Consider the following 17,567-nt stretch of genomic DNA (forward strand, 5'->3'; position numbering starts at 1 on the left):
GACCACTCCTTGCTTCACGGAAGTGGAGAGACACCGATCACAGCACCGTGCAAACCGATCAGAACGGCAAAGACGGCAAACGAGGCAAGCCACACGTGAAGGGGCGGCCACGGTGAGGGCGCGCGCAGCGAAAACCGCGCCGTATTACGCGATAGCTGCGGCCAATCTGCTCCCAAAGACCGGGTCGTGCGGCGGTCGATCAGCGCCATGCCCAGTGCGGCAAAACCGGCGAACAGGCCAAATAGGATCACATGAGACAAACTGCCATTCGCCAGAAGGTGCGCCCCGGCCCACAGCATCAGCGCCGCCAGAAGCGGATGGCGGGTGGTGCGCAGAATACCGGGGCGGTCCGGATCAAAAGCCGCCATTCCAAGCCCACCAAAGGAAAACGGGTTGGTGATGGTCAGTCCGGCCACAGCCAGCCAGCACACAACCGGCATCACGACCATCGGCACCCAGCGCAGCACCGGCCACGGGGGGATGACCTCGACATAGGGTGCGTTCGCTGCGGCCACGATCAGCCATGCAAGGACAATGAGAGACAACAGCGAATACGCCAGCAGATACCCGCTTTGCCCCAAAACCGTGATCAATCTGGCCCGCACCGGTGCCCGCGCGGGAATGGCGTGACTTAGGAAAAACGCTGTCAAAGCCGATATGAATGGCACCCAACTGGACATGGACTCTCCGATAGATGTTTAGACTCGTGTAGCGGTATCGTGCCGATTTGGTCTTGCGCTGAATCAAGTACCGGCTGCGGCCCGGCAACGTCTACGTGAAATCGGCTTGCGCAACGCAAGTGAAGCTCTAGGGTTGATCTCATGGCCTTGCGCATTCTTTTTTTGCTCCTTTTGCTTCTGTCCTCCTGCGGGCGTCCCCTGACCGAGCAGGAGCGTGGCTTTGCAAGCGCGGTGCAGGGCACGACGTTGGATCTGGATAGCGTTCGGCTGGTAAAAGGGGCGCCTGTCGTGCCGGTTACCTATTTCCGCGAAGCCCGACCGCGTGAGGCCTGCCGGGAAAGCATCCTGCCCCCTGTCGAGGCTGGGGTAGTCACCGGAAAACCGGCCGCCGTTGCCTTGTTCAACAAAGTCTATTTCGCGCGCGATTGGTATCTTGAGGACTACATGTCCGACTATCCAGAAGAGATGAACCTGATCGCCGCGATGCTGCTGGCGCACGAACTGACCCATATCTGGCAATGGCAGAACCGCGAGACCACAGGCTATCACCCCTTGCGCGCCGCAGCGGAACATGGCGGGCGCAAAGATCCGTATCTGTTCGATCTGGAAACCTCACCCGATTTCCTGTCCTACGGGTTCGAACAGCAGGGCGCGATTGTCGAGGAATACGTTTGCTGCCGCGCACTGGACCCTCAGGCGCAGCGCACCAAACGGTTGCACGATATGCTGGGCGAACATTTCGATCTGTCCCCGTTGCCACAGACCGGCCGCGAGCGTGACATCGCAATCCCATGGAGCGAGGCAAAGATAGAAGGCATTTGCAGCTGAACGCTTAGCCGTCCTGCAAGGTTTTCAGATATTCCACCAGATCGACAATGGGCTGGCTGGTCAGTATCGGTTGCCCATCGGGCGTTTCGATCGCGGTGTCCTGCCCTTCGAAATACGGGCCATAAACTGGCATCGGACTGCCGTGGCTCACCAACGGATCACGCCCGTCAATCCGCCCCACCACGCGGGCCGTAGGGAAAACACCATCTGCATTTGCCAGTGTCTTCAGGTTGGTCGGCTGAATGACAAGCACTCCGGCCATCGGCCCATGGCCGGTCGCATCAATCCCATGGCAGGTGGCGCAATAGTACTGGTAAAGCTCGGCGCCTTTCTCCGCATCCTGCGCCGAGACGGGGGCAGACATGGCAATCAGAGCTGACGCCGTTGCAAAACAAAGCTTTGTGATCATCGCATCCTCCTACCACAATTGCTGTCAACAGGCTTGCCCGCTGCGCGGCTTGGCGCAATGATCCAGATCAACGAATACGGGTAAAGAGGGTTCGGGCTATGACACAATACGCAGCCATCATGTTGGCCGCCGGGATCGGAGTCCCAATCCTTGCAGCTTTGAACGCGGCGCTCGGCAAGCTTATCGGCTCGCCAACCACAGCGGCTGTGATCCTGTTTGCCATCGCCTTCGGGTCTTCCGCGCTGGTGATGATGGTCTTTCCCGGTTCTGAGGCGCTGTCAAAAGTGGCGCAAGCCCCAAAACACCTGTTGCTGGCGGGCGTTCTGATCGCTTTCTACGTCCTGTCAATCACCCATGTCGCGCCGCATTTCGGCGTCGGCAATGCTGTGTTCTTTGTCCTATTGGGACAATTGATCAGCACTGCCGCCATCGACCATTTCGGCCTGTTCGGCGCGCAGGTCACACCACTTACCCTGATGCGCGCGGGTGGGATAGCGGTGATGGCGATTGGAGTGGCGATCACTCAACTGGCTTGAGCACTCCACCTTCCAACCTGACAATCCGGTCCATCCGTGCAGCCAGGTCCAGATTATGCGTGGCGATCAGCGCCGACAGGCCCTGGTCGCGAACCAGGGTCATCAGAGCCTCGAACACTTGATCCGATGTATCCGGGTCAAGGTTACCTGTCGGTTCATCCGCCAGCAGAACGCGCGGTGCGTTGGCCAGAGCGCGACAGAACGCAACCCGTTGCTGCTCGCCCCCGGACAGCGCCGCTGGACGGTGATCGGCGCGTTGGGCGACACCGACGCGGTCCAACAGGGACATCGCCCTGTCCTGCGCATCCCGCTCGGACACACCGTTGGCGAGTTGTGGCAGGGTGATGTTCTCCAACGCTGTGAACTCGGGCAGCAGATGGTGGAACTGGTAGACGAACCCGACATCCTGACGCCGCACAGAGGTGCGCGTGCGGTCGCCTTTTCCTGCAAGATCCTGACCCGCAATCTCAACGTTGCCGCTGTCCGGCGTGTCCAGCAGCCCGGCGATATGCAAAAGGGTCGACTTGCCCGCACCCGATGGCGCAACAAGCGCGACGGCCTCCCCCGGCTGCAACTCCAGATCAATCCCGCGCAAAACCTGCACCTCACCCGGAGTGCCCTGCAGGTAGGTTTTCGTCAGGCCGTTCAGCCGCAAGCTCACATCATTCATAGCGCAGCGCCTCAACCGGGTTCAGCCGCGCGGCGCGGCGGGCAGGGAAATAGGTGACGAGGAAAGACAGGCCCAGAGACAGGCCAATCGCCTTGAGTACGTCACTGAGGTGAAGTTCGGCGGGCAAGGCGTAGATCCCACGAATGGACGGATCCCAGACACCGCCGCCCATGGCGTAGTTCACAAACGAAAAGATGGGGTCGATATAAAGCGCGAACAGGCAACCCAGGATCACACCCATGACCGTGCCGATGATGCCCGTGAAAGCGCCGCAGATGAAAAACACCCGCAGGACCGAGCCCTCGCTGAGACCAATGGTACGCAGGATACCGATGTCTCGGCCCTTGTTTTTGACCAGCATGATCAGGCCCGAGACGATGTTCATCGCCGCAATGAGGACAAGGATCGACAGGATGATGAACATCACGTTGTCCTCGACCTCCAGTGCCCTCAAGAACCCGCCCGAGGCATCCTGCCACGTCCAGATTTGGCTGCGCTCACCTGCGGCCTCAAGGATCGGAATTAGGATTGGATCGAGGTTTTCGGGGCGTTCGACCATGACCTCGATCTCGTCGGCGACGCCCTCACGATTGAAAAAACTCTGCGCCTGCGAGAACGGCATGTAGACCCGCGTGCGGTCGATATCGTAGCGCCCGGCCGAGAACACGTAGACAACGCGATAGGCGTTTACCCGTGGTGAGGTTCCAAAGGCCGTCTTGACCCCGTTGGGCGAGGTCAGCTTGACGGTGTCGCCAACCGTGGCGCCAATGCTGCGTGCTACGCCGGAGCCGATGGCGATGACGTCTTCACCCGTCTGGAACTGAGCCAGATCGCCAACCGCTTCCTCACTTTCCGCAATACCCGGCAAATCGCGCAGATCGTCCGGTCGCATCCCGAAGACCTGAACCCCACTGCTGCGGTCGCGATTGGTGATCAGCACCTGCCCTTTGACCAAGGGGGCGACCCGTTCAACGCCGGGAACCTGCGCCAAACGCGCAGTACGCTCCTCAAAATCTGCAATGGTCCGGTCAACCCGTCCCTGCGCGTCGATCTCACCCGAGGAATAGACCGTCACATGTGCGTTAGCCCCCAGAATGGTGCCAACGAATTCAGCCCGGAACCCCGAGCGCACCGCTAGGGTCGCAATCAGAGCAAAAACAGCCAGCGTGATCCCGATCAGCGAGATCCAGGTCATCACGCTGACGCCACCCTCGGCCCGACGCGCGCGCAGGTAGCGCCAGGCGATCTTCCATTCAAAAGGGGCGAAAGGCGGGGGTGTTTTGGCCATGCCTGCTCCGGGTTATTTTCTGGTTTGGCGCGACCCTTTCGGCATTTCGCCCGAGGGTCAAGCCGCTTGTCCTTATGGGTCAGCTCGAAAGCGCGGAAGTTTGCTGCAGAACCTCCTTCGTCACCTGGCGATCGCAGATGCCGCGCGTTTCAAGGGCCGCATAGACTTGCCCGCGCAAATCCTCTGGTAAGTTTGCAACCGCCCTGTTGTGCAGCCCGAGGGTCAGCGATCTGTCGTCCTGCAGCCGCGCGACCAGCTTAGCCAGTTCATCCGTGGAATAAGTCGGCCACATCCCAATATGCGCAGGGTCAGCGGGTTCGAACCAGGGCGCATAGCCATCACGTGACTTCAGACAGAACGCGTTCATCAACATGAACTCCGATGGCCGCCGTTTAGACGCGAAAAGCGCCTGAACCGAGCCGTAGCGTGTATTGATCTCATCAAGCAGCGAAAGGATCAGCGTCCGGCGTACCGGAAAGGGCGTTGAAAACGTCGTGGTACGCAGGTCGTCCGTCAGCGTTTGTTCAACACCCAAAGCTTCAAGGCTCTGGAGCAACCATTTGCGGTGATAGTCGCTGTGAACTGGCATGAACTGAATGCGGGCTGGTCCTTGGAGGGAGAAGAACTCGCCTTCTTCGAACGACCGCAGGAACAGGTTCTTGGTGTCGAGAATGACGATGTTCTCGGCCTCTGCCACCCGCGCCACGCCCAGTTTCAGCACCTGCTGCATGCGGTAACCATTGTTGCCTCTCCATCCACCTTTGCGGATCAGGGGAAAGCGATAACGGTTTTCGATCAAGATCCGATCATTTAGCGGTCGTCGAGCAGTGTGCCCCTCGTCCAGCAACACCTGTTCGCCCTTCAGAATCCGCACTTTAGGACGCAGCGGGCCATAGTGCTGAAGTATCGGTTCGATCTTCGCTGCCAACCCGGCCTCATCTACATCGTTCAGAACGACATGGATCGAGGCAACCTGATCCGGTGCAACAAACCGGGCCATAGACATCGCCTGAAGCCTCAGCAGCGGATAATCCTTTGAATAGACAATAGTGGCGAAACTCAGCACGAACCTGCGGCCTTTCTCTGGGGCGTGCCCTCGTCTATCAGCAAATCTGCCGAGGTCAAATTGCACTGCCTCAAGATCGAAACGAATCACTTGCTGGTTCTTTGGCAGGGTAAAAGTAGTCTTACCCGCCAATTGGTTACACCAGAGGTTGTGACGACCTTCACAGACAGGCCGCTATTGTTTCAGCTATGAAGTCAATATCGGCATTGTGTGAGGCACTGAACTCAAAATGCCACAACAATTAAGCAATTTTATTTCGCTTTTTGCTTAATATCAGAAACTTTGTCACCCTGACTTTGGGGGAACACATTTGAAAGAGCGGGGGTCGCTCATGAATATTCAAAATAATACACTTGGGACGGGCCCGATTTTGGCCCACAAACCTTCATCAGATTTGGATTGTGAGACTGCGGCACTGCTTCGTGCGGCGATCCGTCCGATCTTTGCAAGCGCAGTTAGCTGGAACAATTTGGCCGAGGTCCTGAGGGACAAAGGCTATCGCCTTGCCTTTCGCGAAGGGCGTCTTTGCGTAACCGACCGCGACACCGGCGCACGCATCTGCGGGATCCGGTTTCTGGGCTTTGAGCTTCGGGAGCTGGTACGTCGCATGGGGCGTCCGATCGTTGTGGCCCGCGGGAACGATGCAGACGGAGACATTCTGACTGCGCGTCCGATCGTACGGGCCTAGTAGCTACGCCAGAATTGAACGGACCGGCGCAGGGTTTTTGCCAGACTGTGGCGCGCGGCGGTCTTGATCGGCTCGGGTGTTTCGGGTCGCCGTAACAGCTCCCAGATCAGACGAGCAGGCATGTGCCCGCGTTGATAGAACCCGGCGAAATCATCCAGACTGAGGGCTTTTGCGGATTTGAATCCCGCGTAGTAGTTCATCCAGACCCGAGCGTAATCCTTGCCGGTCGCATCCTGATCACTGGTCGCGCCACGATCCCAGAATAGTGAGATCGGCTCATCCATACGCTCACCCTGATAGCCCGAGCCAATCAGGCGCAGCATCAGGTCATAGTCGGCAGCAATACGGAACTGGCTATCGTGCCCGCCCAGCGCCTGAAACACATCACGACGAATGAAAACCGAGTTGTGGCAGAACGGCATGCGCTGCAGAATGGCTTTCAGCGACATCCGCTTTTCCATCGTTTCGCCGCCATCCTTATAGCGGCGCAGCGTTGAGCCATATAGGAAGTCAGGCTTGGTCGCCTCCAGCCGCTCTACGGCTTGGTTGAGAATATCATCCGAGGCCAACGAGTCGTCTGAGTTCAGGAACAAAAGGTACTCACCCTTTGCCGCCTGCGCGCCCTTGTTCATCGCGTCATACAAACCGCCATCCGGTTCACTGATCACAGTCGTGCGCGGCATCCCTTCGGTCAACTCGTGCAGCAGAGCGACGGTGCCGTCGGTTGAGGCCCCGTCTTGAATGATATGCTCGGCCCGTGCGCAATTTTGGCGCTGCATGCAATCAACAACGCCTTTGAAACTGTCCTGCCGCCCTTGAGACAGCAGGTTGTAGGTCGCGGTGATGACCGAGATGAGCGGATCAGGCGATCTGCTCATAAATCCCGGCGATTTTGGTGACGGCGGCTTCGGGGCTCAGCTCTTCACTTTCGCCTGTGCGGCGGCAGGTCAGCTCGACCACACCGTTTTTCAGGCCGCGCGGTCCGACAGTGATGCGCCATGGCAAGCCGATCAGGTCCATGGTGGCGAACTTGCCCCCTGCCCGCTCATTACGGTCGTCGTAAAGCGGCTCAAGACCCAGAGCGGTCAGGGCGCCATAGAGCTTGTCACAAGCAGCATCCGCCTCTTCATCACCTTGCTTCAAGTTGACAATACCGCAATGGAACGGCGTCACACCCTCGGGCCAGATGATGCCTTTGCCATCGTGGCTGGCCTCGATGATCGCGCCGATCAGGCGGCTGACACCAATACCGTGGCTGCCCATGTGAACCGGGGTCGGCTTGCCATCGGGGCCTTGAACGGTCGCGCCCATGGCTTCTGAATACTTGGTGCCGAAGTAGAAGATCTGACCCACTTCGATCCCGCGCGCCACGCGGCGGCGCTCTTCAGGGATCTGGTTGAACAGCGCCTCATCGTGGGTTTCGTCCGTGCGCGCGTATTTTGAGGTGAACTCCTCCAAGATCGCCTGACATTGCGCGCGGTCATCGTAATCGATCTGACGGTCGCCGAAGGTCAGGTCGGTGACGGCGCTGTCATAGAAGACCTCGGACTCGCCGGTTTCGGCCAGTACGAGGAATTCGTGGGTGTCATCGCCACCAATCGGGCCAGAATCTGCACGCATCGGGATCGCCTGCAGGCCCATGCGTTCGTAAGTGCGCAGGTAGCTCACCAGATGGCGGTTATATGCGTGCAGCGCGTCTTCCTTGGTCAGGTCGAAATTGTAGCCATCCTTCATGTAGAATTCGCGCCCCCGCATCACGCCGAAACGCGGGCGGATTTCATCGCGGAATTTCCACTGGATTTGATAGAGGGTCAGCGGCAGGTCCTTGTAGCTGCTGACATGGCCACGGAAGATGTCGGTCACCAGCTCCTCAGCCGTCGGCGTATACAGCATGTCGCGACCATGGCGGTCCTGCATCCGCAGCATCTCTTGGCCGTAGTCATCATAGCGGCCGGACTCGCGCCACAGGTCCGCCGATTGCAGGATTGGCATCTGGATCGCGATATGGCCTGCCCGCGCCTGTTCCTCATGTACAATGTTTTCAAGCTTGCGCAGGACTTTGAAGCCCAACGGCAGCCAGGAATAGATCCCGGCAGCAGCCTGCTTGATCATCCCGGCGCGCAGCATCAGCCGGTGGCTGACGATCTGGGCCTCGGAGGGGTTTTCCTTGAGAACGGGCAGAAAGTAACGGCTAAGGCGCATTGGGTGACCTTCAAAGGTGGATTTGAGCTTTTCAAGGTGATTATGCCAAACCCCCGCCGGGGGCAATCGGCCATTGGTGATTTTGCGACCTCAGGTCCGTCGCATTTTTTATTGACCCGCCAATCAGGAACATAAAGTGTGACGGAAATGTAAAATCATGAGGCACCGATGCAGACAATCTCGGAACCCGCCCGTCAAATCCCTGTTGTTCACCAGACAGATGTTCTGGTCGTCGGCTCCGGCCCCGCCGGGCTGGCGGCAGCCTTGGCTGCTGCACGAGCGGGGGCCGAAGTGTCGCTCGTTGATCGTTTCGGCTGCATGGGTGGAAATATCACCGCCGTGGGGGTCGAAGGATTCGCCTGGTATCGCCACGAACAAACGGTCGAGGCTGGTGGTATCGGCATGGAGTTCGAGACCCGAGCGAAAGACATGGGCGCCGCAGTGCCGGAAAGCCAGTCGCTCAGCTATGAGCTGGACAGCGAAGGGTTCAAGCTAGTGGCCGACAAGTTGGTCGAAGAAGCGGGTGTGCATCCGATGCTGCACCGTCAGTTCGTGGCCCCGATCATGGAGGGGGACCGGATCACCGGCATCATCACCGAATCCAAAGCCGGGCGCGAGGCAATTCTGGCCAAGGTCGTAATAGACGCGACCGGAGACGCAGATGTCGCCCACCGAGCGGGTGCCCCCACCCACAAGACCGCACGCGAGGAAATGATGGCCGCCTCGGTCATGTTCCACTTGGCCGGTGTCGACAAACGCGCCTTTATGGAAGGAGTCAAAGCCGACCCGCAGACCTATAAAGACTGGGGTGGCGGTGGCGAGTGGAACATCGAAACCTCGGGCAAAGAGGACGACATGTTCTCGCCTTTCGTTCACAAGCCTTTCCAGCAGGCAATTGATGAGGGGTTGATCCCGCCTCATCTGAACACGATCGCAGGCACCTGGGGTGCGATGCACGACACGGGTGAGCTTACCTATATGAACCTCATCCATCTGGCTGAAATCGACGGCACCGACCCTGACAGCCTCACAAAGGGTGAGATCGAAGGCCGGCGTCAATCCATGCTCGCCATCGAGGCGCTGCGTCGCTTCATGCCCGGTTGCGAAAACGCTCGGCTGCGGAATTTCGGGATGACCATCGGCATCCGCGACACGCGCAAGATCGACGCGGTCTACAACATGACCGAAGAGGACGCGCGCCATCAGGGCCGGTTCGAGGACACAATAGGCATTTATCCCGAGTTTATCGACGGCTACGGCATCCTGATCCTGCCAACCACTGGCCGCTATATGCAGGTGCCCTACCGCTCGATGCTGCCCAAAGGGATCAAGGGGCTTTTGGTTGCCGGACGTTCGCACGGGGCCGACAAGGTGGCCCATGCGGCCACGCGCAACATGGCGTGCTGCGCGGTCATGGGACAAGGGGCCGGCATTGCGGCGGCCTTGTCATTGAAAAGCAATCAGGAGCTGCACAGCATGAACCTAGCCCCGGTCCACGCTGAATTGGACCGACAAGGCGTCAGGATTCACTGATGGACTACATTCCGACAATCGACCTCAGCCCTCTGCGCGACGCCACGCATCCCGACCGGGACCAAACCGTGCAGCAGATCATGGAAGCCTGCACGGAGATCGGATTTCTGTCCATCACGGGCACTGGCATTCCCCAGGCAAATGTTGACGCGGTGCGCGCTATGGCGCGCGCGATCTTTGCGGTCGAAGAGGCCTCTAAATGGCAACAAGCCATCACCCGCGAGAACTATCGCGGGTTTATCCCAATGGGGTTCTTCACGCCAAATGACGGCTCGGGCAAAGCCGACAAATACGAAGGCTACAAGCTGCATCACGAAGTCGACGCTGATGCTGCGATCCGTCAGGACTGCGGGCTGTACGGCCCAAACATCTGGCCAGTCGAAGTACCGGGGTCGCGCGATGTCATACTGACCTACTGGTCGATGCTGGACGACGTGGCAGACCTTCTGCTCGCAGCGCTCGAAACCGGGCTGGACTTGCCGGAACGCCAATTGCGCGACGCGTTCCGCGATCCGATGACCAACATGACCCTGCTGCACTACCCTCCGCAGGCACCGAATGAGGGCGGCTATGGCATCCACCCGCACAAGGATACGGATGCCCTGACCATCATCGCCCCCGATCCCGTCGGAGGGCTGGAGGTACAAACCCGCACCGGAGACTGGATCACACCCGACTGCCCGCCCGGAGGCTTCGTCGTCAATATCGGCGACATGCTGGAACTGTGGTCGGGTGGTCGATTGAAATCCACGCCGCACCGCGTGGTCAATCGGTCGGGGCGCGAGCGGTACTCGTTCCCCTATTTCGCCGTTCCGCGCCATGATGTTGTTGTTGAGCCTCTGCTACCCGCCCTGCCCGGCTTTGATCGCCCCGCCGTGCATTGCGGCCATTGGTCCGCTGAAATCTGGCGCACCAACTGGCCGGACGAGACCGCGACAGGGGATACTCCGGAACTGGGCACGCTGACCGACTGATACGCAGAAACCGAGGCCCATGAACCGCTTGCATCGCCGCGCGTCATGGGCCAAGAACATGGCAACGCTGTGCAACAAAGGGATGCGCCATGGCTTTGCCGGTGAAGGATCAGCTGAGATACTGGGGCATCGCCACGGTTGTCTTTGTCGTGATCCTGTGGGCCTTGGGCGATGTGCTTTTGCCCTTCGTGATCGGCGGCGCAATTGCTTATTTCCTCGACCCTGTCGCCGATCGGTTGGAAAAGCTGGGGCTGTCGCGGATGGCTGCCACCGGGATCATCACCGTGGTCGGCGTCCTTGGATTTGTGCTTGCGATTCTGATGGTTGTGCCAGCTCTGGTCACACAGTTGATCGACCTGGTTGACATAGTGCCCAGCCTGTTCCAAGAGCTGCGCGCCTTCATCGAGAAGCAATTCCCTTCGATTCTAGACCGCGAATCCAGCTCGCACCAATTCCTTGTCGGGCTGGGTGAGACGCTGAAATCCAAGACCGGGGATGTGTTAGAATCCGTTGTGGCCTCTCTTGGCTCGGCAATCAACGTGGTAGTGCTGCTTGTCATCGTGCCTGTGGTCTCGGTCTACCTGCTGCTGGATTGGGACCGTATGGTCGCCCGGATCGGAGAGCTGCTGCCCCGCGACCACGCCCCTACCATCAAACGTCTTGCCGGTGAGATCGACAACGTACTGGCCTCATTCGTGCGGGGCATGGGCACGGTCTGCCTGATCCTTGGCACCTACTATGCGGTTGCCTTGATGCTGGTCGGGCTGCAATTCGGCCTGATCGTCGGATTCATTGCCGGGCTGGTGACCTTTATCCCCTATCTGGGCGCGTTGATTGGCGGCACGTTGGCTATCGGCCTGGCGTTGTTCCAGTTCTGGGGGGATTGGGCGCATATCGGGCTGGTCGCAGGTATCTTTGCACTGGGACAAGTGACCGAGGGCAACTTCCTGACGCCCAAACTGGTCGGCGACTCGGTCGGATTGCATCCGGTCTGGCTGTTGTTGGCCTTGTCGGTCTTTGGTGCACTTTTCGGCTTTGTCGGGATGCTGGTCGCCGTTCCGGTTGCCGCAGCTTTGGGTGTGCTGGCACGGTTCGGCACGTCGGTTTATCTGGATAGCCGCCTTTATACCGGCCTCGAAAGCCAGGATCAGGACAACGCGTAAATGGCCCGACAATTAAGCTTCGATTTGCCCGCCAAAACCGCGCTGGGGCGTGAGGACTTCTTTGTTTCCCCGGCGAATGCGCTTGCGGTTGCGATGATTTCGGCCACCTCATGGCCCGGCAACAAACTGGTGCTGAGTGGCCCGGCAGGAGCAGGTAAGACCCACCTGGCCCATGTCTGGGCGGCTGAAACCGGCGGGCGCATAATCAAAGCCGAGGCACTTCGGTACGAGGACGTGCCCGATCTCGCGCGCAGCCCGATTGCGGTTGAAGACGTTCCGATGATCGCAGGTGATATCGAGCAGCAGAAAGTGCTGTTTCACCTGCACAACCTCGTTCTGGCCGAGGGCCACGCCCTGCTGATGACGGGTCGTCTGGCGCCGAAATTCTGGCAATTGCCGCTGGCGGATCTGCAAAGCCGGGTCGAGGGCGCGCATCACGTCGCGCTCGATCCACCGGATGACGCGCTGCTCTGCGCGGTGCTTGCAAAACTGTTTGTAGACCGGCAGCTGAACCCCGGCCCCGAGGTGATTGCCTATCTGGTCAAGCACATGGATCGACGCTTTGAGACCGCCGCCGATGTGGTCGCACAGCTGGACGATTTTGCATTGTCCGAGAAACGGGATATCACGCGCGCATTGGCGATCCGCGTCTTGAAAATGGACACGGACGAAGGCGAACCGAATGATTGACCCAAGCGCGCCAATTGCGCATTCTGACAGCGAAATTTCTGGGTAAGACATGGACCAGACCGTCGAAACCGACATTCCTGATTGGGGGCCTTTCGGAAGACCTCTGTTCGACGACCCCGGCACAAGGGCGCTGTCACGTGTGGGCGTGGTCGATGTCGGATCGAACTCGGTCCGAATGGTGGTCTTTGATGGCGCGGCGCGGTCACCTGCCTATTTCTACAACGAAAAGGTCATGTGCGAGCTGGGCGCGGGACTGTCCGAGACCGGCCACCTGAATCCCCTAGGGCGTGAGAGGGCGATGGCCGCCCTGCAGCGCTTTCAGCGGATCGCAGAGGATCTCGGCCTGCCGGGGCTGCATGTCGTAGCCACCGCCGCCGTGCGTGAGGCGAAAGACGGGCCTGAATTCTGTCAGGACGTGAAAGCAAAAACCGGGCTGCATGTGGCTGTGATCGACGGTCAGGAAGAGGCGCGACTGTCGGCCCAGGGCGTTATGCTGGGCTGGCCCGGTGCCTACGGTTTGATCTGCGACATAGGCGGCTCGTCCATGGAATTGGCCGAGATCGGAGGTGGCGATGTTGGCCGCCGCGTGACCTCGGCCCTTGGTCCGCTGAAGCTGCGCGATATCAAGGGCGGGCGTCGTGCGCGCAAGGCCCATATCAAATCCACCATGGAAGAACTGCACAGCCAGATGGGCCAGCAGCGCGACCGGCTTTTTCTGGTCGGAGGCAGCTGGCGAGCTTTTGCACGGCTGGACATGCTGCGGCGGGGCTATCCGCTGAACGTCCTACACGAATACCGCATGACCACTAAACAAGTGCGCGAAACGATCAAGTTCATCGACGCGAACGATCATGACAAACTACGCAGTCAGGCTGGGGTCTCAAGTTCTCGAATGGCGCTGATCCCTTATGCGATGGATGTACTTGCACGGCTGATCCGTACCTTCAAACCCAAGGATATCGCGATCTCAAGCTATGGTATCCGGGAAGGCCTGCTGTACGAACAGATGTCGCAGGAACAGCGTGACCGCGATCCCCTCATTGAGGCCAGCCGTTTTTCAGAGGCGAAAGACGCCCGCCTGCCCGGCATGGGCCGCACGCTGTTCGATTTTGTGATGCCTCTGTTCAAATCTGCGCCTGCGACGCAGGTCCGTCTGATCAAGGCCGCCTGCCTTTTGCACGACGTCAGTTGGCGCGCGCATCCCGACTACCGCGCCGAAGTCTGTTTCGACTATGTCACCCGCGCCAATCTCGGGGGGCTGAAACACTCCGAACGCGTTTTCATCGGCCTTGCGCTGCAACATCGCTATCGCAACAAACGCGAAGGCAACCGATTTGCGCCGCTCTACGAGCTGCTGGATGAAAAGGACCAAAAACAGGCCGAGATTCTGGGCAAGGCTATGCGGTTCGGCGCTATGTTGTGCATGGACAGCGACGCACATGTGGGCAAGCTGCGCTTCTATCCCAAGAAGCGTGAGCTTGATCTGGTGCTGCCCGAATCCGTACGGCCCCTGTTCAACGAAGTGGCCGAGTCCCGCTTGAATTCACTTGCAAATGCTCTGAAATCCGAAGTGCGTGTGGTCATCAAGGGCTGAGCTGCCCCTAGATGTCCGTGGCGCCGTCCGGGGCCTCTGGCAAAGCTTCGGGTGTTTCAGGCGCATCTTCGGTCTGTTTCTTGCGGATAATGATGTCGCCATTGGGCAGGATTTCGGGCATCTCGTAGACGCTCCAATCCTTTACCTCGGCGGCAAGCTCTGCCAGCGCAGGTCCCATTTCCTGCATGAAGGATCGCATCGCGGGACCAAATTGATCGGCAAGGCCCAGCAAATCATCCAAAGCCGGCTCCATCTCGCGGCGCAGGCCCTCAAAAAACAACTCGGCCCCCTGCTCCATCAGCGTTGGGGCATCTTCTTCCTCGGCTGTTGCAGGCAGCGCAAAAGCGGCTGTCATCGCGCCGATCATCAGAATATGTTTCATATGCTGAATGTAGGCCTTTCCGCGCCCGGTTGAAAGGTTACAGCTCAAAATCCAGCGTGACCGGAAAGTGATCTGAAGCGGTCAGAAGGGCCTCGCGCAGGTCAGTTTTGGACCAGCAGGTAGCATCCCGAAACGGATGCCAGATGCGCCAGACAGGTCGCCGGGACTGCAAATCCTCGCTGATCATGATGTAGTCCAGCAACGCCTCAAGGAACGTGCCGTTCTCGGGTCGCGCAAACCGCGCGGTCGCGGGCACAGCTCCGGGACGCGGCCCATACGCCGTAGCCGCATGGGGATCATAGAGACCCGCCTGCAACAGAATCTCGACCGAGGAGCGCCCGAACAGATGTTCGAACTCATCCAGACCGGGCCCGTCATTTAAGTCACCCAACAGGATCACTGGATCATCCTCAGCCAAGTGATGCGCGACCCGACGAGACAACCAGATTGCCTGTGCCAACTGCTTGCGGCGGTTGGCGATCGAGATACGGATCGCCTCATCCCGTGACCCCGCCCCATGCGGAGCCTTGGATTTCAGATGCGCGCCGATCAGGCGAAACTCAAACCCCGCTTTGGTCTGGACCGACAGCTCCATTGGCGGCTTGGAGAACTGTACCACGTCCTGTGTCGCATCCACGTCCAGATCTATTTGAAAATCCGCGTCAAAGCGCGGGGCGTCATCTGCCGCCCGTGGGTCATGGCGCACCGATAGAACGTCTGGATCGTAGAGAAGCGCCAGCTCCTGATGCGTATCATTGGGAAATCCCATGATCGCCTGCGAGGTGCGAAGGTCAAAAACCTCGGCAAATGCCTGCAACGCGCGCACCGTGTTCTGCCGTTTGCCCGTATTCGGCGCTTCGACGACAAGAACCGCATCCGCGTCAATCGCGGTGAGAACCTTGGCGATCGCCTCGACCTGCTGGGCTTTGGTCACGTCATGACGACCGGACCAGCTGTCATCGACGATCAGTCTGTCATTGCGATCAAACAGGTTGGCAAACCACTCGATATTGTAGGTCGCCAGACGCATCGCCTAAACCGTCGCGCCGTTGATCTCGTCCCAGGCACGGTTGATGTCGATCATCTTCTTCTCGGCCAGACGGATCGCCTCCTCCGGGACTCCGCGCGACATCATCGCATCGGGGTGGGTTTCGCGCACCAGCTTGCGCCAGACCTTCCTGATCTCAGCAATAGACATATCGCGCGAGACGCCCAGAACCACATAAGGGTCGTTCGGCGCGTCCGGAACGAACCGCGCACGCAGGGCCAGAAACTGCGCATCCGTCTGTCCGAAGATTCGGCTGACCTCTTCCAGAAACTCGTTCTCATTCGGGTGATAGAACCCGTCGGCCATGGCGATATGGAACAGCCCCTCCATAAGATCGCACAGGGTGGTGCTGTCCTCCGAGAACATCCGCGCGATCTTGCGGGCATAGTCCTGATAGCCCGCCACATCGGTGCGGGCCATGTTGAAGACACGGGCCGCACCCTCTTCATCTTCGCGCGCAATCTGGAACACGTCGCGGAAGGCCGTCACCTCATCCCGTGTCACCTGTCCATCGGCCTTGGCCATCTTGGCCCCCAGCGCGATCACTGCAATTGTAAACGCGACCGAGCGTTCGGGCGGCGAGCGCAGCTTTTCGAAAACAGCGGTCAGGCTCTCACCTTGGGCAAGGGCGCTTAGCGCATCGGATATGCGGGTCCAGATCGACATGGGCGTACACTAGCGTCCCATTGCAGGACTGTCAGGTGCGATAGATCCTTCGGGCGAAAGAATTTTCTGCATCAGCACAAGGTCCAGATACTGACCCCATTTGTGCCCAACTTCAGGCATGTGCCCCACCTTTGAAAACCCCAGCGTTGAATGAAAGGGGATCGCCCCCGGATTGGCCGACGAGATCCCGGCCACCAGAACATGCACCCCTTCGCTGCGGGCCACTTGCTGCAACCGCTCCATAAGGGCGCGCCCAACGCCACGGCCCCGTGCATTGTCTGCCAGCTGAATCGAATGCTCACGGCACTTGGCATAGCCCGGCCCGGATCGGAACGGGGCATAGGTTGCGAAACCAATGACCTGCCTCTGATCCTCAGCCACCAGAAACGCCGCTCCGCGCGCCTGGATATCTCTGGCAATCGACTCTGCGTTCCGTTCATCGGTAGTGAAGGTCACCAATGTGTCGCGAATAATCGCGTTGGTGATCAAAGCGATCTCTGCTGCATCCGCTGGTTGGGCCTGACGGACCCTCATCGCAAAATACGTACCCCATGAGGTGTTTCGATCTCGGCCTGCATAGACGCTGGTCCCGTGTCAAAAACAACCGGATCAAGCGGACCCAGTTGTTCTGCCAAGCGCAGCGCATCCGGGTGATAGACAACCAGACGTCTCAGGTGGCACCCATGATCCTCCAACATACGCGCGGGATGAAGATCCCCCTGCCACTGGATCAGCGCCGGAAACAAGTTGTCGAAGGGCAAACGCCCGTTTGGCGGAACCGCCATCCGCCACCGCAATGCCCCCCGGGCCAAATCAATCGGCGACCCCACACCATCGGGAAACACGGACAGGGAGGCCTCGATATCGGGTACGCGGCATATCCAGTTGGTCAGACGTGGCGCACCCTCGAACCGGTCCAGATCGAACCACCGCGTCCTGTCGGGACGAGGCGCATCCGGATCGATGGCAATCGCCTCCAGATACAGCCCGTCCTTCAGGCCAAGCAACCGATTATGCGTGCCAAATGACTCATGTTTGCCACCGGCCTGAAGACTGACACCCAGCGCATCTTCCACATGCGCCGTGGCCTCTTCCAACGTGGCACCCGCCACCGCAATATGATCCAACTCCATCGCGCCCTCCAAGATGA

General features: G+C 59.3%; 20 protein-coding genes. 8 read left to right on the forward strand and 12 right to left on the reverse strand.

The window, feature by feature from the left end; translation table 11 throughout:
- Nucleotides 1-14: 14 nt before the first annotated feature.
- Nucleotides 15-680 (reverse strand): NnrU family protein, encoded by a 666-nt coding sequence (locus tag ACR0C3_RS12855; RefSeq protein WP_480758799.1) that lies wholly within the window; start codon nucleotides 678-680, stop codon nucleotides 15-17.
- Nucleotides 681-821: 141 nt separating this feature from the next.
- Between ACR0C3_RS12855 and ACR0C3_RS12860 the strand changes: the two genes are divergently transcribed.
- The gene (locus tag ACR0C3_RS12860) at nucleotides 822-1,508 is read left to right on the forward strand and encodes a hypothetical protein (RefSeq protein WP_480758800.1); all 687 of its coding nucleotides are present in this window, start codon (nucleotides 822-824) and stop codon (nucleotides 1,506-1,508) included.
- Nucleotides 1,509-1,512: 4 nt separating this feature from the next.
- On the opposite strand, the gene ACR0C3_RS12865 is transcribed toward ACR0C3_RS12860, so the two are convergent.
- Nucleotides 1,513-1,917, reverse strand: a complete 405-nt coding sequence (locus tag ACR0C3_RS12865) for a c-type cytochrome (RefSeq protein WP_480758801.1) — start codon at nucleotides 1,915-1,917, stop codon at nucleotides 1,513-1,515.
- A gap of 98 nt (nucleotides 1,918-2,015) precedes the next feature.
- Here ACR0C3_RS12865 and ACR0C3_RS12870 point away from each other — a divergent pair, with 98 nt between their 5' ends.
- The gene (locus tag ACR0C3_RS12870) at nucleotides 2,016-2,453 is read left to right on the forward strand and encodes a DMT family transporter (RefSeq protein WP_480758802.1); all 438 of its coding nucleotides are present in this window, start codon (nucleotides 2,016-2,018) and stop codon (nucleotides 2,451-2,453) included.
- On the opposite strand, the gene ACR0C3_RS12875 is transcribed toward ACR0C3_RS12870, so the two are convergent.
- The 3 genes from ACR0C3_RS12875 to ACR0C3_RS12885 form a co-directional block, all read right to left on the reverse strand.
- On the reverse strand, nucleotides 2,437-3,123 hold the full coding sequence (locus ACR0C3_RS12875; RefSeq protein WP_480758803.1) for an ABC transporter ATP-binding protein: 687 nt from the start codon (nucleotides 3,121-3,123) through the stop codon (nucleotides 2,437-2,439). The two genes, ACR0C3_RS12870 and ACR0C3_RS12875, sit on opposite strands and share 17 nt — an antisense overlap.
- Nucleotides 3,116-4,411, reverse strand: coding sequence for a lipoprotein-releasing ABC transporter permease subunit (locus tag ACR0C3_RS12880; protein ID WP_480758804.1), 1,296 nt, complete (start codon nucleotides 4,409-4,411; stop codon nucleotides 3,116-3,118). The genes ACR0C3_RS12875 and ACR0C3_RS12880 overlap by 8 nt, the downstream gene beginning before the upstream one ends.
- 79 nt (nucleotides 4,412-4,490) lie before the next feature.
- Nucleotides 4,491-5,567 carry a DUF6492 family protein gene (locus ACR0C3_RS12885; protein ID WP_480758805.1) on the reverse strand — a complete coding sequence of 359 codons (1,077 nt, stop codon included), beginning with the start codon at nucleotides 5,565-5,567 and terminating at the stop codon, nucleotides 4,491-4,493.
- A gap of 241 nt (nucleotides 5,568-5,808) precedes the next feature.
- On the opposite strand from ACR0C3_RS12885, the gene ACR0C3_RS12890 reads away from it, so the two are divergent.
- Nucleotides 5,809-6,165, forward strand: a complete 357-nt coding sequence (locus ACR0C3_RS12890; protein WP_480758807.1) for a hypothetical protein — start codon at nucleotides 5,809-5,811, stop codon at nucleotides 6,163-6,165.
- Here ACR0C3_RS12890 and ACR0C3_RS12895 read toward each other — a convergent pair.
- Both ACR0C3_RS12895 and proS read right to left on the reverse strand, forming a co-directional pair.
- Entirely contained in the window at nucleotides 6,162-7,043 is an 882-nt protein-coding gene (locus tag ACR0C3_RS12895; protein ID WP_480758808.1) for a glycosyltransferase family 2 protein, read from the reverse strand. The genes ACR0C3_RS12890 and ACR0C3_RS12895 overlap by 4 nt on opposite strands.
- Complete coding sequence (gene proS / locus ACR0C3_RS12900; RefSeq protein WP_480758809.1) at nucleotides 7,027-8,367, reverse strand: proline--tRNA ligase; 1,341 nt, start codon at nucleotides 8,365-8,367, stop codon at nucleotides 7,027-7,029. The genes ACR0C3_RS12895 and proS overlap by 17 nt, the downstream gene beginning before the upstream one ends.
- A gap of 168 nt (nucleotides 8,368-8,535) precedes the next feature.
- Between proS and ACR0C3_RS12905 the strand changes: the two genes are divergently transcribed.
- From ACR0C3_RS12905 to ACR0C3_RS12925, 5 genes are all read left to right on the forward strand, one after another.
- Nucleotides 8,536-9,900, forward strand: a complete 1,365-nt coding sequence (locus tag ACR0C3_RS12905) for an FAD-dependent oxidoreductase (protein WP_480758810.1) — start codon at nucleotides 8,536-8,538, stop codon at nucleotides 9,898-9,900.
- A complete protein-coding gene (locus ACR0C3_RS12910) occupies nucleotides 9,900-10,874 on the forward strand; it encodes an isopenicillin N synthase family dioxygenase (protein WP_480758811.1) in 975 nt (324 codons plus the stop codon). The genes ACR0C3_RS12905 and ACR0C3_RS12910 overlap by 1 nt, the downstream gene beginning before the upstream one ends.
- A gap of 89 nt (nucleotides 10,875-10,963) precedes the next feature.
- On the forward strand, nucleotides 10,964-12,037 hold the full coding sequence (locus tag ACR0C3_RS12915) for an AI-2E family transporter (protein ID WP_170378059.1): 1,074 nt from the start codon (nucleotides 10,964-10,966) through the stop codon (nucleotides 12,035-12,037).
- Nucleotides 12,038-12,727, forward strand: coding sequence for a P-loop NTPase family protein (locus ACR0C3_RS12920; RefSeq protein WP_480758812.1), 690 nt, complete (start codon nucleotides 12,038-12,040; stop codon nucleotides 12,725-12,727).
- A gap of 49 nt (nucleotides 12,728-12,776) precedes the next feature.
- A complete protein-coding gene (locus ACR0C3_RS12925) occupies nucleotides 12,777-14,321 on the forward strand; it encodes a Ppx/GppA family phosphatase (RefSeq protein ID WP_480758813.1) in 1,545 nt (514 codons plus the stop codon).
- 7 nt (nucleotides 14,322-14,328) lie between these two features.
- On the opposite strand, the gene ACR0C3_RS12930 is transcribed toward ACR0C3_RS12925, so the two are convergent.
- Genes ACR0C3_RS12930 through ACR0C3_RS12950 form a run of 5 tightly spaced genes read right to left on the reverse strand, consistent with a single transcriptional unit; the run spans nucleotide 14,329 to nucleotide 17,550 of the window.
- Nucleotides 14,329-14,703, reverse strand: a complete 375-nt coding sequence (locus ACR0C3_RS12930; protein ID WP_480758814.1) for a hypothetical protein — start codon at nucleotides 14,701-14,703, stop codon at nucleotides 14,329-14,331.
- Between the two features lie 37 nt (nucleotides 14,704-14,740).
- Nucleotides 14,741-15,733, reverse strand: a complete 993-nt coding sequence (locus ACR0C3_RS12935) for an endonuclease/exonuclease/phosphatase family protein (protein WP_480758815.1) — start codon at nucleotides 15,731-15,733, stop codon at nucleotides 14,741-14,743.
- A 3-nt stretch (nucleotides 15,734-15,736) separates the two neighbouring features.
- On the reverse strand, nucleotides 15,737-16,417 hold the full coding sequence (locus tag ACR0C3_RS12940; RefSeq protein ID WP_170677212.1) for a TerB family tellurite resistance protein: 681 nt from the start codon (nucleotides 16,415-16,417) through the stop codon (nucleotides 15,737-15,739).
- A 9-nt stretch (nucleotides 16,418-16,426) separates the two neighbouring features.
- On the reverse strand, nucleotides 16,427-16,951 hold the full coding sequence (locus tag ACR0C3_RS12945; protein ID WP_480758817.1) for an N-acetyltransferase family protein: 525 nt from the start codon (nucleotides 16,949-16,951) through the stop codon (nucleotides 16,427-16,429).
- Nucleotides 16,948-17,550, reverse strand: coding sequence for a VOC family protein (locus ACR0C3_RS12950; RefSeq protein ID WP_170554499.1), 603 nt, complete (start codon nucleotides 17,548-17,550; stop codon nucleotides 16,948-16,950). The genes ACR0C3_RS12945 and ACR0C3_RS12950 overlap by 4 nt, the downstream gene beginning before the upstream one ends.
- Nucleotides 17,551-17,567: the final 17 nt, after the last annotated feature.

The sequence above is a fragment of the Ruegeria sp. CK3 genome (genome assembly GCF_056536565.1).

What these genes read in the sequence shown, in the direction of transcription:
- ACR0C3_RS12860 (WP_480758800.1), top strand. Translation starts at nt 822, where the DNA reads ATGGCCTTGCGCATTCTTTTTTTGCTCCTTTTGCTTCTGTCCTCCTGC.
- ACR0C3_RS12905 (WP_480758810.1), top strand. Translation starts at nt 8,536, where the DNA reads ATGCAGACAATCTCGGAACCCGCCCGTCAAATCCCTGTTGTTCACCAG.
- ACR0C3_RS12950 (WP_170554499.1), bottom strand. Translation starts at nt 17,550, where the DNA reads ATGGAGTTGGATCATATTGCGGTGGCGGGTGCCACGTTGGAAGAGGCC.
- ACR0C3_RS12920 (WP_480758812.1), top strand. Translation starts at nt 12,038, where the DNA reads ATGGCCCGACAATTAAGCTTCGATTTGCCCGCCAAAACCGCGCTGGGG.
- ACR0C3_RS12925 (WP_480758813.1), top strand. Translation starts at nt 12,777, where the DNA reads ATGGACCAGACCGTCGAAACCGACATTCCTGATTGGGGGCCTTTCGGA.
- ACR0C3_RS12915 (WP_170378059.1), top strand. Translation starts at nt 10,964, where the DNA reads ATGGCTTTGCCGGTGAAGGATCAGCTGAGATACTGGGGCATCGCCACG.
- ACR0C3_RS12875 (WP_480758803.1), bottom strand. Translation starts at nt 3,123, where the DNA reads ATGAATGATGTGAGCTTGCGGCTGAACGGCCTGACGAAAACCTACCTG.
- ACR0C3_RS12880 (WP_480758804.1), bottom strand. Translation starts at nt 4,411, where the DNA reads ATGGCCAAAACACCCCCGCCTTTCGCCCCTTTTGAATGGAAGATCGCC.
- ACR0C3_RS12865 (WP_480758801.1), bottom strand. Translation starts at nt 1,917, where the DNA reads ATGATCACAAAGCTTTGTTTTGCAACGGCGTCAGCTCTGATTGCCATG.
- ACR0C3_RS12910 (WP_480758811.1), top strand. Translation starts at nt 9,900, where the DNA reads ATGGACTACATTCCGACAATCGACCTCAGCCCTCTGCGCGACGCCACG.
- ACR0C3_RS12930 (WP_480758814.1), bottom strand. Translation starts at nt 14,703, where the DNA reads ATGAAACATATTCTGATGATCGGCGCGATGACAGCCGCTTTTGCGCTG.
- ACR0C3_RS12890 (WP_480758807.1), top strand. Translation starts at nt 5,809, where the DNA reads ATGAATATTCAAAATAATACACTTGGGACGGGCCCGATTTTGGCCCAC.
- ACR0C3_RS12870 (WP_480758802.1), top strand. Translation starts at nt 2,016, where the DNA reads ATGACACAATACGCAGCCATCATGTTGGCCGCCGGGATCGGAGTCCCA.
- ACR0C3_RS12945 (WP_480758817.1), bottom strand. Translation starts at nt 16,951, where the DNA reads ATGAGGGTCCGTCAGGCCCAACCAGCGGATGCAGCAGAGATCGCTTTG.
- ACR0C3_RS12895 (WP_480758808.1), bottom strand. Translation starts at nt 7,043, where the DNA reads ATGAGCAGATCGCCTGATCCGCTCATCTCGGTCATCACCGCGACCTAC.
- proS (WP_480758809.1), bottom strand. Translation starts at nt 8,367, where the DNA reads ATGCGCCTTAGCCGTTACTTTCTGCCCGTTCTCAAGGAAAACCCCTCC.
- ACR0C3_RS12855 (WP_480758799.1), bottom strand. Translation starts at nt 680, where the DNA reads ATGTCCAGTTGGGTGCCATTCATATCGGCTTTGACAGCGTTTTTCCTA.
- ACR0C3_RS12940 (WP_170677212.1), bottom strand. Translation starts at nt 16,417, where the DNA reads ATGTCGATCTGGACCCGCATATCCGATGCGCTAAGCGCCCTTGCCCAA.
- ACR0C3_RS12935 (WP_480758815.1), bottom strand. Translation starts at nt 15,733, where the DNA reads ATGCGTCTGGCGACCTACAATATCGAGTGGTTTGCCAACCTGTTTGAT.